The 13,697-nt window shown below is 64.2% G+C and carries 23 protein-coding genes, 1 tRNA gene and 1 pseudogene; 9 read left to right on the top strand and 16 right to left on the bottom strand.

Annotation, left to right across the window (positions count from 1 at the left end; translation table 11 throughout):
• Window positions 1-27: 27 nt before the first annotated feature.
• From XH83_RS18275 to XH83_RS18250, 6 genes are all read right to left on the bottom strand, one after another.
• Window positions 28-1,068 (bottom strand): PrsW family glutamic-type intramembrane protease, encoded by a 1,041-nt coding sequence (locus XH83_RS18275; RefSeq protein WP_194402204.1) that lies wholly within the window; start codon window positions 1,066-1,068, stop codon window positions 28-30.
• Between the two features lie 545 nt (window positions 1,069-1,613).
• Entirely contained in the window at window positions 1,614-1,901 is a 288-nt protein-coding gene (locus tag XH83_RS18270; protein WP_194402203.1) for a hypothetical protein, read from the bottom strand.
• Window positions 1,902-2,038: 137 nt separating this feature from the next.
• Window positions 2,039-3,046, bottom strand: coding sequence for an acyl-CoA desaturase (locus XH83_RS18265; RefSeq protein ID WP_194402202.1), 1,008 nt, complete (start codon window positions 3,044-3,046; stop codon window positions 2,039-2,041).
• A 123-nt stretch (window positions 3,047-3,169) separates the two neighbouring features.
• Window positions 3,170-3,796, bottom strand: coding sequence for a PilZ domain-containing protein (locus XH83_RS18260; RefSeq protein WP_194402201.1), 627 nt, complete (start codon window positions 3,794-3,796; stop codon window positions 3,170-3,172).
• A gap of 211 nt (window positions 3,797-4,007) precedes the next feature.
• Complete coding sequence (locus XH83_RS18255) at window positions 4,008-4,679, bottom strand: hypothetical protein (RefSeq protein WP_246776262.1); 672 nt, start codon at window positions 4,677-4,679, stop codon at window positions 4,008-4,010.
• Window positions 4,680-4,780: 101 nt separating this feature from the next.
• Window positions 4,781-4,855 (bottom strand) — tRNA-Glu (locus tag XH83_RS18250).
• Window positions 4,856-5,080: 225 nt separating this feature from the next.
• Between XH83_RS18250 and XH83_RS18245 the strand changes: the two genes are divergently transcribed.
• The 3 genes from XH83_RS18245 to XH83_RS18235 are packed head-to-tail and all read left to right on the top strand — an operon-like array spanning window position 5,081 to window position 5,815.
• Window positions 5,081-5,335 carry a PilZ domain-containing protein gene (locus tag XH83_RS18245; protein WP_194402200.1) on the top strand — a complete coding sequence of 85 codons (255 nt, stop codon included), beginning with the start codon at window positions 5,081-5,083 and terminating at the stop codon, window positions 5,333-5,335.
• Window positions 5,336-5,391: 56 nt separating this feature from the next.
• Entirely contained in the window at window positions 5,392-5,643 is a 252-nt protein-coding gene (locus XH83_RS18240) for a hypothetical protein (RefSeq protein WP_194402199.1), read from the top strand.
• Window positions 5,644-5,647: 4 nt separating this feature from the next.
• Entirely contained in the window at window positions 5,648-5,815 is a 168-nt protein-coding gene (locus XH83_RS18235; RefSeq protein ID WP_194402198.1) for a hypothetical protein, read from the top strand.
• A gap of 126 nt (window positions 5,816-5,941) precedes the next feature.
• Here the strand turns inward: XH83_RS18235 and XH83_RS18230 are convergent, their stop codons facing one another.
• The 8 genes and pseudogenes from XH83_RS18230 to XH83_RS18200 form a co-directional block, all read right to left on the bottom strand.
• Complete coding sequence (locus XH83_RS18230; RefSeq protein WP_194402197.1) at window positions 5,942-6,580, bottom strand: glutathione S-transferase family protein; 639 nt, start codon at window positions 6,578-6,580, stop codon at window positions 5,942-5,944.
• 288 nt (window positions 6,581-6,868) lie between these two features.
• Window positions 6,869-7,321: a VOC family protein gene (locus tag XH83_RS18225; protein WP_194402196.1), complete on the bottom strand. Its 453-nt coding sequence runs from the start codon at window positions 7,319-7,321 to the stop codon at window positions 6,869-6,871.
• Between the two features lie 134 nt (window positions 7,322-7,455).
• On the bottom strand, window positions 7,456-8,115 hold the full coding sequence (locus XH83_RS18220) for an oxidoreductase (protein ID WP_194402195.1): 660 nt from the start codon (window positions 8,113-8,115) through the stop codon (window positions 7,456-7,458).
• Window positions 8,116-8,221: 106 nt separating this feature from the next.
• Window positions 8,222-8,761, bottom strand: coding sequence for a tannase/feruloyl esterase family alpha/beta hydrolase (locus tag XH83_RS40385; RefSeq protein ID WP_371746363.1), 540 nt, complete (start codon window positions 8,759-8,761; stop codon window positions 8,222-8,224).
• Window positions 8,759-9,688 (bottom strand): annotated as a pseudogene (locus XH83_RS40380) (tannase/feruloyl esterase family alpha/beta hydrolase); the annotation flags it as partial. The gene XH83_RS40385 and the pseudogene XH83_RS40380, both read right to left, overlap by 3 nt.
• 724 nt (window positions 9,689-10,412) lie before the next feature.
• A complete protein-coding gene (locus XH83_RS18210; RefSeq protein ID WP_194402193.1) occupies window positions 10,413-10,565 on the bottom strand; it encodes a hypothetical protein in 153 nt (50 codons plus the stop codon).
• Between the two features lie 35 nt (window positions 10,566-10,600).
• Window positions 10,601-10,753 (bottom strand): hypothetical protein, encoded by a 153-nt coding sequence (locus XH83_RS18205; RefSeq protein ID WP_155253518.1) that lies wholly within the window; start codon window positions 10,751-10,753, stop codon window positions 10,601-10,603.
• A 58-nt stretch (window positions 10,754-10,811) separates the two neighbouring features.
• On the bottom strand, window positions 10,812-11,003 hold the full coding sequence (locus tag XH83_RS18200; RefSeq protein ID WP_194402192.1) for a DUF3072 domain-containing protein: 192 nt from the start codon (window positions 11,001-11,003) through the stop codon (window positions 10,812-10,814).
• 97 nt (window positions 11,004-11,100) lie between these two features.
• Between XH83_RS18200 and XH83_RS18195 the strand changes: the two genes are divergently transcribed.
• The 6 genes from XH83_RS18195 to XH83_RS18180 all read left to right on the top strand — a co-directional run bounded on the left by XH83_RS18195 (window position 11,101) and on the right by XH83_RS18180 (window position 12,622).
• The gene (locus XH83_RS18195) at window positions 11,101-11,334 is read left to right on the top strand and encodes a hypothetical protein (RefSeq protein WP_194402191.1); all 234 of its coding nucleotides are present in this window, start codon (window positions 11,101-11,103) and stop codon (window positions 11,332-11,334) included.
• Window positions 11,331-11,555, top strand: a complete 225-nt coding sequence (locus XH83_RS18190; RefSeq protein WP_194402190.1) for a hypothetical protein — start codon at window positions 11,331-11,333, stop codon at window positions 11,553-11,555. The genes XH83_RS18195 and XH83_RS18190 overlap by 4 nt, the downstream gene beginning before the upstream one ends.
• Before the next feature lie 110 nt (window positions 11,556-11,665).
• Window positions 11,666-11,800, top strand: coding sequence for a hypothetical protein (locus tag XH83_RS40225; protein ID WP_256438847.1), 135 nt, complete (start codon window positions 11,666-11,668; stop codon window positions 11,798-11,800).
• Window positions 11,800-11,925, top strand: a complete 126-nt coding sequence (locus XH83_RS40220) for a hypothetical protein (protein WP_256438846.1) — start codon at window positions 11,800-11,802, stop codon at window positions 11,923-11,925. Before XH83_RS40225 ends, XH83_RS40220 begins: the two co-directional genes overlap by 1 nt.
• Window positions 11,926-12,066: 141 nt before the next feature.
• Window positions 12,067-12,234 carry a hypothetical protein gene (locus tag XH83_RS18185; RefSeq protein ID WP_194402189.1) on the top strand — a complete coding sequence of 56 codons (168 nt, stop codon included), beginning with the start codon at window positions 12,067-12,069 and terminating at the stop codon, window positions 12,232-12,234.
• Window positions 12,235-12,244: 10 nt separating this feature from the next.
• On the top strand, window positions 12,245-12,622 hold the full coding sequence (locus XH83_RS18180; RefSeq protein ID WP_194402188.1) for a hypothetical protein: 378 nt from the start codon (window positions 12,245-12,247) through the stop codon (window positions 12,620-12,622).
• Between the two features lie 155 nt (window positions 12,623-12,777).
• On the opposite strand, the gene XH83_RS18175 is transcribed toward XH83_RS18180, so the two are convergent.
• Window positions 12,778-13,080 carry a hypothetical protein gene (locus XH83_RS18175; RefSeq protein WP_194402187.1) on the bottom strand — a complete coding sequence of 101 codons (303 nt, stop codon included), beginning with the start codon at window positions 13,078-13,080 and terminating at the stop codon, window positions 12,778-12,780.
• A 112-nt stretch (window positions 13,081-13,192) separates the two neighbouring features.
• A complete protein-coding gene (locus tag XH83_RS18170; protein ID WP_194402186.1) occupies window positions 13,193-13,684 on the bottom strand; it encodes a hypothetical protein in 492 nt (163 codons plus the stop codon).
• Between the last annotated feature and the right edge of the window lie 13 nt (window positions 13,685-13,697).

The following is a 13,697-nucleotide window of genomic DNA, read 5'->3' as shown; positions in this document are numbered from 1 at the left end:
CGCGCGGCGCGCTCGCCATGCGTTGGATCAACCGCCCCCGGGCGCCGACGAAAAGCCTTCCGCGCTGGTGCGGATGCGGTTGCGGCCGAGAATGTAGATCGCGCTTGTGACAACCAGAAGCGCGAGGCCGAGCAGGATTGAGACGAAGCCGATCGGGATCAGGGCCAGCGTCAGGTTGCGTTCGGGGTTGATCAGCCAGTGGTGGATCGAGGTCAGCACGAAGGCGAGCCCGAGGAACCCGACGCCGCCGCCGGCCAGCAGCAGCGCCCACATCCGGCGGAGCTGGCTGAGCCGCTCCCGCGCTATGTCGGTCCGAGGTGCATGGTGGCGGGCGACGCGCCGGACCAGGCGGATCGCGAAGGCGATCGAGCTGAAGCCGATCAGCAGGCTCGCGGCGCCCAGCCACATCCGCAGCGTCGGATCGAGGTCGGGCATTCGTTGCAAGGTCAGCAGCGGAAAGTCGAAGGCCGAATGCAGCGCGAGCGGGCCGGCGAGCATCAGAAGGCGGCTGGAGAGGCGAGCCCAGTCACGATGATGGCGGTTCGCGCCCAGCGCCGTGCCGGCGCGCGCGATCGTCAGGTAGGCGCCGGCGATGATGCCGAGCGCGCCGTGGAACGGCACGGTCAGCACGCTGCGCAAGGCGGCCAGCGAGCGCCACATCTCGGCGTGCTGGACCAGATAGGCCAGGTTCTCGTAAGCCGCGAAGCCGAGGCCGACCGCGGCGCCATAGACCACGGTGTCCATCGGGTTGGCAAAGGTCCGCCGCTTGGTCGAGGAGATCACCACGATGGCGATCACCTTGACGGCTTCCTCGGGGAGCGCGACGCCGAAGATCGAATGCATGGCGAGCGCCGCCCAGGGGTCGTCGGGCGCCGCGACCATCTTGGCGAAGGGGGCGCGGGCGAGGCCCAGCAGCGAGATGCTGGCCGCACCCAACAGGAATGCGGTCCAGACCTGAGCGGGCGGGCCGGGGCGCTCTTCAGCGGCGATGACAAGCCACAGCATCAGCAGCGCCGGGGCGATGGCAGCAGTTCCGATGACGGTGGGCAATGCTTCAATCAGGTACATCGGCGCCGAAAATAGGTTCCCTTGGTCCGCTTATCTACATTCACCGATGCGACCATGTGTCATGCGCTCGCTGTCGGCTCACTTAACGCGCGCGACAGCTTCCGTTCATCTGCCGTCACCCGCCGGGCTGTAGAATACAAGCGTAATCAATTGCATCACAGAAGGAGTTCGTCAGCCATGGCAACGGCCTCGCCGACCGGGATGGAGCGTGATTGATAAGTCAGATCAATGATATGCGCAGATTTCTTTGATTCACTGCGCAGCTGTCTCCGCCACTCCTGGTGGAGCGCCCGGCGGGAGAGGTCATCAGGTGGGCATGGCCGGGCAGGTCGGCTAGTGGCGTCGTGAGTCCCCGCGGGGCGGCGAGGCGATCCGGCGCGTCCGCGCCTGTTCCAGCTCCCAGAAGACGCGCACGAGGCACGTGCCGAGGCAGAGCACGATGAGCAACAGCAGGAAGGCCTGATCGACGGCGGGGATGTGTATCATCGCGATGATAAAGCAACGGCCACGCCCTGCGTTCCCGCAACGAGCGGTGCTTTTCGTCGTCAGTGGGTGGTGAACGGCGGCGGCGCGCCGGGGGCGACGTCGAAGGCGCCGAGATGGAATTCCTCGCCCAGGGTTGCGTCCGGGCCTCCCGGTTGCGCCAGAAGCGTGAACGCGGCCTGGGGGTAGAGCTTCCAGATCTCCAGATCGCCGGCGGTGATGGTGAGCCAGCCGAAGGTGTACATGTAGCGTCCGGGCTCGGTGACCCGGCCGACCCTGTCCCAGGTGATCTTATCAACCGTGATCTTATCGACCGTGGTCTTATCAACGGTGATCTTGTCGACTGCCATCCGGTCCCCCGATCGCAAGTCCGCACATGACGTCCGGCACGTGGCGCGGACCGTCAAAAGCTGATCCCGCAATGGGGCCGCGATAGGGCAGCGATGCGGAGGCGGGACGGCCAGAGGATGGCCGGCCGCCTGCCGGTTCAGCGCGCCGTCGAGGCCGCCTCTGCTTCCGCCGCCCGCTCCAGTTGACGGTGCGAGGCGTGGAAGACGTCGTGGACGAGGCCGATCTTTTCCAGGCCCAGGATGATCAGGCCGTTGAGATCGATCTCCCACCAGGCGTGCGAGATGTAGGCGTCCCGCGGGAAGCGGTGATGGTTGTTGTGCAGGCCTTCGCCGAAGGTGAGGATCGTGGTGACGAACTCGTTGGTCGAGGCATCGTCGACTTCGAAGCGGCGATAGCCATAGGCGTGGCAGACCGAGCCGGTGAGCTGGCTGGTGAGGATCAGCAGATAAGCGCGGAGCAGGCCGGAGAACAGCACGCAGCCGATCATGGTGTGCACGCCGCCGAAGGTGTAGCCGATCACGCCGGGGATGAAGACCGCCGACATCCCGTACCAGACCCAGCGCGTGCGCACGAAGAACATCGCGATCGGGTCGGCGAGGATGTCCTTGGCATAATATTCGTTGTCGGTGGTTGCCTGGTCGAACACCCAGCTGCCCTGGGCGTGCAGGAAGCCTTTGAGCGCGCTGACATAGCGATTGCCGAAGCCGTCGAATTGCGGGCTGTGGGGATCGCCGACATCGTCGGCATAGAGATGATGGCGGCGGTGGTTGGCGACCCATTTGGCGATCGAGCCCTGCACCGCCATCTGGGCGATGGCGCAGAAGAACACGCGCATGATCGGGCCGGTGCGGAAGCTGCGATGGACGAACAGGCGATGCATGCCGGCGCCGATGCCGAACGTCGTCAGCGCGAACATCCAGCCGAACGTAAAGAGCTCGACCTTGCCGATGCCTTGCGTGATGGCCCAGACGATGCCGGCGACGGCGCCGACATAGAGGATGCCGAGGAGGAGATAGCTCTCGCGCAGCTTGGCTTGCACGAGCGGTCCCTCAGTGACGACGCCCGGTGGAAGCTGCGGCTTGGCCGCGGTGGGCGCCTTGTGCGTGGTCTCTGCCGGGACGAACTCGGCATCAGCGATGGACATTCCAGGACTTCCGGTAACTCGAGGGCCCGCAGTGATTGCGGACGTACTGGGGCACACCCTATCGTGCGAGGGGCGCCGCCTCCAGTGTTTAGTTAAGAAAGAGTTAAGATTGGCCGGTCCGGTTCAGGCCGATTGCTTCAGCGGCGAGCGCACGACGAGGCGGACCAGGTCCTCCCGCGGCTGTTTCTCGGCGAATTTGACCGCGAAGCCGTGGTCGAATTTGCGGATGACCCGGCCCACGCAGGCGCCGACGGCAAGCGGGGTTCCGACCGGTGGGTCGTACTCGCATGAGATCGCGACCCCCGCCGTCGAGACGTCGATGATGAAGCACGGATGGGTGCTGCCGTCGGCGAGCGTCAGGAAGGTGTGGGAGACCTGGGGGACGAAGCGGGCGTCGCGCCGCAACTCCTGGACGCTCTCGTCCTTCTGCTTTTTCTCGAGCCAGGTGAGCTTTTCCGACATCCAGGCGCGCCGCGCCCGCGTCATGTCGAGCTCCATCAGGAAGCCTGATTTCAGCGTCGCGCTGATCGTGCACTGGAATTCGCCGAAATCCTGGAAGTAGGAGGTCAGGCGCTCGCCGACCTTGCCGACAACAGGCACGTCCACGATCATGCGGAAGGGCGAGACGCGCTTGGTGCGGCAGGCGAAGCTGCGCAGCTTGCCCTCGCAATCATACCAGCGCGGCAGCGAGTAGCTGCCGTTCACGGTGACGTCCACTGCACGCTGCCTGAGGAACTCTGCGACGGACATGGGGGACCAATGATGTTCGGGATCGATTCCGTAATTCCACGGTAGCGATCAAATTCTAAGCAAATGATACCGGCGCTCAAAAGCGGGGGTAAATTTCCGGTTAACGCGCGCCGGCTCCATGCAGCGGAAAGCGCGGCATAACGACCCGTTTTGCCGCAAGCTCCGCTCACAACGTCGTCATTGAGTACGTTGTTACCGCGCAGCGCGGCGACTACAGAAATCCGGACTGCACCAGCAAGGCAAGCGCGACGACTGCGAGGGCGAACTGAATCGTCGCCCAGGTCAAGCCGCTCGGGCTGATCTCCAATCCCACAAGCGGCAAAGCCCGCCGCATCGCGAGCGCCGAAGATGCTTCGACGAGCGCAAGCAGCAGACCAATCGCTGCGAGGGAAGACCACGGCTCCGCTGGAGGCATCCATGGCGCGAGCCAGGCGGGGCCGGCGCCTTTCAAAACGCCGAGCAACGCAAAAAACCCGAACCAGAATGGGAAGCGCTTGACGATGTCTGCGCCGATCGTTTCGGGCTCGAGCCGGATACCGAGCGCTGCCAGCGTGCGCTCGATGCGCCCATCGTCGTTCAGGAAGATGAACGCCCCGAGATAAAGAGGAATGCGCGACTGGACGAGCAGAGCGATGACGCCGAACAGGATCGCATGGCCGAGGACATCGCCGAAAACGTTCGCAATGCCATCGCCAGATGGCAGGGGCACTGATGCGACTCCGGCTTGGCGCTGAGGAAGCGATCTGGCGCGCGCCATGTGCTCCAGCATCTTGGCGCGGCGGTCCGATGGGTGCGGGCGGGGATGGCTCAGCCACGGCGGAAGGCCCGGCGTCATTGCGGACGCGCCGGACGAAGCTTCAATCTCGGGGTAGCGTTGTGCCATGGGCCAGACCGGTTCCAACGGACATTGGTCGCTGGCGAGCGGCGGACAGGTTCATGGGGAGCGGTGAAATGCCGACGGCTAATGGCCGCCGCCTTGCGCGCTGGCGCTCCCTAGCGGAATCGAACCGCTCTCTCCACCGTGAAAGGGTGGCGTCCTAACCGATAGACGAAGGGAGCAAACTCAGGGCCTTGCCGTTGTTCCCGGCAGGGCCGCTGGCCGGCCGAACAGGGCCCGGCGGCTTGCAGCGGGCGAACGTATAGTGGCCTTTCTGCCTCCGGGCAAGCCGTTCGGGCCGCTCTTTTGGCTCCGGTGGATAGCCTCGGCCGAGGGATGATCAGGAGGCGATTTCAACGGTTTCTTAGGGTTCCGTGAGTAGCGCTGGAAGGGGAGATCTCTCGCCAATGCCACCGCCGAAAAAGCGCGCAGCCCGCAAGCTGCTGTCGCAGCACGCCTGGATCACGCTCGACGGCGGCTTCGCCGCGCGGCATTGCCTGGTCCAGGACATCTCCGATTCGGGCGCCAAGATCACGCTCGACGACGATGCGAGCCAGCTCCCGGGCGTGATCCGGCTCGCCTTCGCACGCGATGCGCGCACCGGGCGGAGCTGCCAGGTGGTCTGGCGCCGCGGCAAATCGGCCGGCATCAAGTTCATCTGATCGCCGGCATCGCCGCCCCGATGGCGCGCCACGCCTCGTCGGGTTAGAACGCCGCCATGCGCACGCCGCTCCTCACCCTGATCTCGCTGCTCGTCACGTCCGCCGCCGTGGCCGCGGAGGCCCTGCGTCTGCCCCCTGCCGAGCGGCCCCAGGCGGGCACGACCACCGCACCGCTGAAGGGCGCGGCCGGCAAGGCAAGGGCGGGCTCCTGCGCCTCCTATGGCCCGCGCTTCGTCATGGTCGAGGGCACCGGCACCTGCGTGAAGATCGGCGGCTCGATCAGCATCGACACCACCGTCAGGCGCTGAGGCCATGCCGGCGGATCTGCTGCGCCTCGACATCCTCGTTCCTGTCCTGATGTATTGCGCGCTGCTGTGGTGGATCGGCCGCGGCTTCAGCTGGACCGCGCGGCTGGCCATCGCGGCAGTAACCTTGGTGCTGATCGCCTGCGTACTGCTGGTCGAGCGCGGCTGGCGCTAGGCCAAAAACGAAAACGCGAAAACAACCCCATGCACAGTAGCCGTCAAGTGCCGGGTTGACGCTCCTCGCTCGCGTCGAAATGCGGATTCATCGCATTGTCACAGCGGCTTACGCCGCGCCGCCGGCTCACGACATCGGCGGTGCGACATGTTGTGCAAATCCGGGCCGTTTGCCGAGCTCGGCGAGCCAGCGCGTCAGGTGCGGCTGCGCCGGCCGGGAGATGCCCTCGACGCCGAGCCAGCGCCGCGCATAGGAGCCGAGTGCGATGTCGGCCAGCGTGAACGCCTCGCCTTCCATGAACCGGCGCGAGGAGAGCAGGCGGTCGGCGATCGCCCAGACCTCGGCGGCGGCATCGGCATCGCGCTGCACCTGGATCATGTCGCGCTCGGCGGGCGCCGTGCGCACGATGCCCCAGAACACCGGGCGGTCGACCGGCTGCACGGTCGACAGCGTCCAGTCGAGCCAGCGGTCGACCGAGGCGCGCTGCTTCGGCGCTTCGGGATAGAGCGGCGTGCCGCCTCCATGCGCGAGGCAGAGATAGCGCATGATCGAATTGGACTCCCACAGCACGAAGTCGCCCTCGACCAGCGTCGGGATCCGCGCATTGGGGTTCATGGCGAGATACTCGGCCTCGCGCGTCCTGCCATAACTCATGCCGGCGTCGATGCGCTCGTAAGCGCGGCCGAGTTCGGTGAGGCACCACAGCACTTTCTGCACGTTGACCGAATTGGCGCGGCCCCAGATTGTCAGCTTGGTGTCAGGCATGAAAGCGTCTCCCGCGGCGTTCTCGCTTGCGGGTGATAGCGGAATTTCCTGAAGCGCGCGACGCGCGATTGCCGCGCGCCTCTCATGCAAAAAGCTCCGCACGCGGCGGAGCTTTCATTGCAAAGTCGAACCGGTGGCTCAGCGGCCGAAGAACAGCCACAACAGAATGATCACCGGGATCGGCACGCCCAGCAGCCACAGCAGAATTCCGCGTCCCATGGATTCCTCCTCCAATCGCATTGTCGGAGAGTGAACGCCGGGGCTAAGCGCTTGTTCCTTCCCGCGAGCCTACCAATGGCCGGTGTTGGGCATCGAGACCCACGGCTCCTGCGGCGGCTTCGGCTCGCCCTTCTGCAACAGCTCGATCGAGTGCAGGTCCGGCGAGCGGACGAAGGCCATGTTGCCGTCGCGCGGGGGCCGGTTGATGGTGACGCCGGCCTTCTGCAGCTTCTCGCACGTGGCGTAGATGTCGTCGACCTCATAGGCGAGATGGCCGAAGAAGCGGTCCTCGCCGTACTTCTCTTCGTCCCAATTCCAGGTCAGCTCGACCAGCGGCGCGCCGCGCGTCTGCGGCTGCTTCTTCAGCGCCTCGAGATCATCGGACGAGCACAGGAAGACGAGCGTGAACCGCCCCTTGTCGTTCTCGATCCGCCGCACCTCCTTCAGCCCGAAAGCATCGACATAGAACTTCAGCGCGACATCGAGATTGCGCACGCGCAGCATGGTGTGGAGGTATCGCATGGTTGTTGCTCCCTGGGGGTGGAGGGTTTTGTCTTGGGCCCGGACGGCGGTGTAGGAAATAGCAGGAAAAGGAGAGGAGGGGCAGGGGGCGGGGGCAAATGTGCGTGAGCGGTGCCGGTGCGGTTCGGACTGCATCACGTTCGAAGCAGTGCCGCCATCTCCTTCCAATGATAGATTCGCACCTTATCGGTTTGATGCCGCGCGGCTTTGGCGATGGCGTGCGCGATGTCGTTTCCGGTGAGCCCGCGATAGCAGTCGGCCGGGCCAACGAGCAGCGGATTGAGCGCGCCCCATATCGCGATGAGGAGGCGTTCACGCGGGCGGTCCTCGTCGTGCGCGCCGAGGATCATCGACGGGCGGAAAATATGCGTGTGCTCGAAATCGAGCGAGAGAATGTCCCGCTCCACCTCGCCCTTAGTCCTGAGATAGAAGACGCCGGAGCCGGCGTTGGCGCCGACGGCCGTGACCAGAAACACCGACCGCGCGCCGTTCGCCTTGGCGATCTCGGCCGCCAATAAAGGATAATCATGATCGATCTTGTAGTACTCGGCCTCGTCAGGGGTGTGCTTGCGCGTCGTCCCAAGCGCGATGAAGATCTCGTCCGAAACCAATTGCGGCTTGAGTGCGGGCAGGGAGGCGAGATCGCCCATCAGCACCGTGAGCTTTGGATGGGTCACCGCCAGCGGCTTGCGGGCCACCGCGACAACTAGCGAATAGTCGGGACTGTCCAACAGGTCGCGCAGCAAATGGGAGCCGATGAAGCCGGTCGCGCCGAAGACAAGTGCGGATTTCATTCGAGCTACCTTGCCTAGGATGGGTAGAGCACTTGCGAAGCCCATCCTGTTTCGTCACGCGACAAGGCTCTCGATGGGTTTCGCTTCGCTCTACCCATCCTACGAGCTACTTGCACTCAAAACTCACTGCGCTGTCCGGATCGCCTTGCCCCTTGTATTGCGCATGTTGCGGATAGGCGCAAAGCGGCCGGCTGCGGCCGGGAAAGGCTGGTCCCGCCGCGATCACCGCATCGGGCGCCTTGCCGTCTTCCACCCAGTTCACGACGGCGCTGAGGAGATCGAAACGCTCGAGCGCTGCGCCGCTCGAGCAGTGACCCATGCCGGGCACCAGGAAGGTCCGGCTCGATTTCTCCCGCACCAATTCCATGCCGCCGGAATCCGCCGCCATGCGCTCGTAGTAATTCACGGTGTCGAGCGCCGAGAACCAGGGATCGCTCACGCCGTGGTAAAACAGCAGCTTGCCGCCATGGCCGAAGTAGCTCGAAAGGTTGGTCCAGTAGGCGGTGTTGGTGAGGCGATCCAACCCGCTCGCGTTGACCCGGTCTTCGAGTTGATCGACGTCGATGCTGTCCCAAACCGGCGGTCCGACCGGGCTGCGCGCGCCTGTTGTCAGGATGCCGGGAATGGCAACGCCTTCGGCGGCCACGCCGCTGTCCCACGGGAAGGGCGGGTAGACCTGCGCGCCTCGTGAATTCTTCGGTCCGGCAAAAGCTTTCTTCAAGGCATCGACCTGCGGCGGCGCTAGGCAGAAATCCGTCTTGTCGCCGTTGCAGGTGAGGACCGCGGGATCGAATTGACAGGCCTTGCCGTCGAAGATCAGTCCATCCTTGACGCCGTCCTCGGCGTCGCAGGCATCGAGAATCGCGTTCGTGATCAGCTTGCGCTCGGCCGCGGAAAACGTCTTGGCGGGCTCCGGCTTGCCGGACGGATCTTTCGGCGCGATCTGGCTGAAGGCAGCGTTGGCCCAGGCGAGACCGATGTTCGAGTTGCCGGTGCGCATCGCAGGCGCGCCGGCGACGATGCCGTCGAATTGTTCGGGATAGCGCGCCGACGCCAGCATGCCTTCACGGCCCCCGGTCGAGCACCCCGTGAAATAGGACCGTTTTGCGGGCTGGCCATAGTAATGCGCGACGATTGCCTTGGCGGCCATCGTCACCTTGCCGACGGATGCATTGGCGAAGTTGAGCGCGGCTTCCTGGTCCTTCAGGAACGAGGCATCGAACACCGCGCCTTGATGACCGCTATCGGTCGAGACCACGGCAAAGCCGCGCGCCAACGCCGGCACCTCGCCGGCCGCCTGGTAACCCAGCGGCGGCCGGATCGAGCCGTTCAAACCGCCGCCGCCCTGAAACAAAAACCGTCCATTCCAGCGATCGGGCAGGGCAACGGCAAAGCCGATCGCGTAGGACTTGCCCTCGACGCCGACGCGCTGATCGATCACGCCATCCGCGCGGCAGTTCGGCGGCAGCGCCACCGATACGGTGGCCGGCGCCGGCGGCGACGGCTGCACCGTCCCCGGCGGCGCCTCCGGCACCAGCTCGGCCTTCGTGACTGTTGCCGTTGATCCCGGCATCTTCCAGCCGGTCAGTTCAGCGCATTTGAGCGCGGGCGGTATGTTGGCGGAATCGTCGGCGCATGCAGGCGAGATCGCAATGACCATGATGGCCGCCACCAGACCCAGGCCAGCCATCGCACCATCAAGCGCCACGTTTCTTTTTCGCTGCATCGTTGCTCCCTGCCGCTTTCTGAATTTTATTGCGGCGCACGTAACTCGCGCCGGCCGATCTGCTGCACTGACACCAAAACTATCTTGGGTCATTCGGGCGGTGCAGTCCAGCGGCGCAGGCCTTCGATCGCTCTCGCTCTCGCCGATGAAGTCGATCACTACGCCGCTTGCAGACGTTGTTCCAGAAGGACGCTGCAATTTTTCCAGCTCGTAGAATGGGGAGAGCACTTGTGAAACCCATCATGTTTGGTCCCGCAACAGGGCTTCTCATCCTACGAGCTTAGAGCCATGCGCGCCCTGCGCTTCAAAACATCGCCGATGATAATCAGAACGCGAACCACGCCAGCACCGCGATGATCGGGAGAATGGCGATGCCGAAGAGCACCAGGGGTGCAGGTTCGTTGCCTGTGCGGTCGCTCATGATGACCTGCTAAAGGAAGGCCCCGCGGCGGCGGCGCCACGGGGCTGTCGGTGTCGGCATGCAGGGGGAGAATGCCGGCACCGGTTGTTGAATGAATTCCGGTTTGTCGGAGTTGTTCCTAAAGGGGCGCGGTGCCGAGACCCGAACGCATCACTTCGACTCGGCTTCGCCGTCACCGTTCTCAAGCTGCGCCCGGTATTCCGCCGCAGCCTTCAACAGTGCTTCCCTGATTTCGCCATCCGCAGTTTGCGCGGCGAGAGCTTCGGCGCGATCGGCTTGATGCTGGAGTGATTCCTTGGTCATGCCCGACCAACTCGGCCGCCGGCGCGCCGGTTCCTTCAGGCCGCCTTCTCGACACCCTTGGCAATGATCTCAACTTCGAAATAGCCCATGTCGCGGAGCTCGGCGGCCTTCTTCTCGGCCGCTTCCCTGGTGTCTCTCTTCAAAATGATCTGGCCCGCTCCGTCGCGGGCGCAAACGAAATAAGGCATTTTCGATTCCCAATTTCGTTTGCATACACACGAGGCCCGGCTTCCGCAATTGGAGGCGTCACTCGTCGAGCCCGGCCTTTTGCCGCATCTCGTCGATCAGCTCCGAGGCCTCGGCCTTGGTCAGCTCGTCCTTGGGCGGGCTCTCGTGCGCCTGCTCGGCGAGGGTCTTTAGGTAGGATTCCTGGGCGCCGGTCATCGGATCATCCCCGGAAACCCAGTCCTTCGGGTCCTTCTGGGTATTTTCGGCCATTGCTCGTCTCCTTTTCCGTCTCCGTACAACGTCGGACTCGACTTCTCGTTCCGTTTTTGTTCTCATCAGCCAAAGTCAAAATTCGCGAGGCGGAACAATGCCGGACCTGGACTATCTCAGGCGGGAGATCGAACGGATGCGTATCCAGCTGGGCAGGCAGAGGAAGGAGATCCTTCAGCTTCAGCGAGCCGGCATCGGCACGGCCTCGGCTGAAGCGCTGCTGTCGCGAATGGAGGCGAAGGTCGAGACTCTTTGCGCCGAGCGCGACGCGCTGAAGGCGGCAGAGCCGCGCTCGGCCAAGGGCAGGGTGCTCGGCGGGAGGACGTGGTGAGCAGACGATGGTTCGACGACGAGAGAGAGCTGTCGCCGTTCCTGATCGCGCTCGAGGACGTGCGCCGCAGGGCGACGCGGGAAGGGTGGTGCTATGCTCACGTCCAGGCGATCATCGTGGCGATCGACCAATATGCGGAAGCCGCGACCGGCAACCGCGAGTATTTCCTGAACAAGCCGGTCTCGATTGGGAGCAGCCGGAAGACCGGCGACATTCCGTAGGGGCTGTGACTTCGAAGGTTGCGGACTTCAACGCGTTGCTCGGACAACCGTGATGCCCATCACGGCGCAGGCGCGCCGATATCGGCACGCTCCGACGAAAGGAGTGTGTCATGCGATACGCCATCATCGCCTTGCTTGTTCTCGCCAGCCTGCAGGCTGTGCGCGGCGGGTATCTCAGCGCACCGCTCTTCGTTCTCCTGGCGGTCGGCGGCTGCGCCGGCGCGATCGCGCTGAAGAGGTCGTGATGGATTTCTATGCCACTGCCATCTTCGATATCGCGGTCGAGCTGTTTTTCTGGATCAGGCGGAGCCTCACGAGAAAGCCTGCCATCGCCGGGCGGCCGAGCGTGCCCGTGGTGCCGCCAAGCTGATTGGCGGTGTGGGAGAGGCGCTGCTCACGACCTCTGCTGAATGTTCAAGTGCGATCGCCCTGGTCTAACGGGAGGCGGCTGTGACGAAACTTAATCCACCGTCGTCGCCGAACCCCAGCGCCGCCGGCGCGACCAATGGCTATGCTTCAAGCCTTGCTCAGCGCGATCGTGGATATTTTCCTGTCGGCCGCATGGAGCGCCGCCGTCAGGTTCTTCGGCCTGGAAAATGCTGTCGAAATCGCGACGGCGATCTTCGGCCTTGGTTGTATCGTGGTCGGCTCCGCGGTGTTGCTGCTGGAGCACGGATGAGGGGAGCGCGGTGAAGACGATCACATTGCTTGCCGTGGTGGCCATGCTGCTGCTGGAGGTCTTCGGCCCGACGTCGAGCGTCGGCGGCTCGATGAGCTTCATGCTGGTCTTTGTTGTGGTGATGCTGGCGGTCGCGATTTACGAGGCGTGGTCGAACGGGCGCGGGGCGATCGGATGGATCGTCAACGTCCTTGTCTGCGCTTTTGGCGCCCTGGTTGCGATAGCCCTCGTCGGAATGGCGATGGACCTCGTGCTCCCCTACCTCCACCTCGAAGGTTCGCTCGCCTCGTCGCAGAATCCGCTGAAATATGTCGTCGTCGCGGCCATTGCGATCATCATGGTGCTGGGATCATGGATCCCGCTCCAGGTCTTGAACCGGCTGCGCTGACGGGACCTCGGCAGCTCCGGCGACGGCAGCCGGGCCGGCTGCCGGCAACCAAAGCGCGATGAGATCATCGCGCCTTGGGTTGTTGTTTGCGGATGAACTTCCCGGAAAACCGCTTCGCGCTTTGCGTTAACGGGGCCTCCGGGTCGGGATGATGCTTAGGCTGCGATCCGTTGTTCGACCGGAGCCGTCAGCAGCTTGAGCGCTTGCGCATGTTGCAGGTCGGGGACCGCGACCGCCGTGTGGCTGTAGATCGCATGGCTGCCTGATTTTGCAATCCTGTCTAGGATCTCGCTGCCCTTGATGACATGGAGGCCCATGCCCTCGTGGGTGGGGAAGATCGCCAGGACCACGTCATAGGCCGCGATGACCGCTTTGAGCGCTTCGGCCTTGTCCTCGGCGAGCTCGACAAAAACACGAACATCGGCTGCGAGTTCACGCAGCTCTTCAAAATCCAGCACTGTGAGGATACTCCAACGCAACGAGACTGAATGGAGCTTGGCGGCGTTGGGTTACTGAAGTGTCAACAAGGCGAGCCGGGCCACAAGTTTCACGACGAGGTGACGTCACGCCCTAGCGCTTTGCTTCCGCCTTGCGGAGCCGGGCCTCCGCGGCCTCGTCGACGAGGTTCAAGGCGAGGCCGTCATAGCTCAGCTTGAGCCCGCGGCCGACGATCCATGTCCATCCCTCCCGGTCCTTGATGGCCTGCGCGTTGAACTGGTCGGAGATCGATTTGACCGCGGCGTCCTGCTCCCCCGGATTGTTCAACGTCGCATTGACGCGCCAGATCGGGCGCCTGGCGTCCGCCTCGTCGCTTTCAACCGTGACCTTGGCGCCGTTGATGTCGCATTCGAGGGTGGAGGCGTTGCGGCCCGGGCGGCAGAGATAGTGGCGTTGATTGACGAGCTTGCTGGTCTCCTCGAACGCCATCCCGGGCGAGAAGCCGAAGATGTCGGACTTCTTCACGAGGGCAAGGGACGCGGGCTTCAGGAAGCTCGGCTGGATCGCGACGAGAGCCGCGACAGCAACGACGATCAAGCCTGCGATGACGATAGCGACCTTCACGAGCACCCCACGA

The organism is Bradyrhizobium sp. CCBAU 53351, assembly GCF_015291745.1.
Classification (GTDB): Bacteria; Pseudomonadota; Alphaproteobacteria; order Rhizobiales; family Xanthobacteraceae; genus Bradyrhizobium.
The sequence above is the reverse complement of the archived record's forward strand: the minus strand, read 5'-3'. Positions and strand labels throughout refer to the sequence as shown.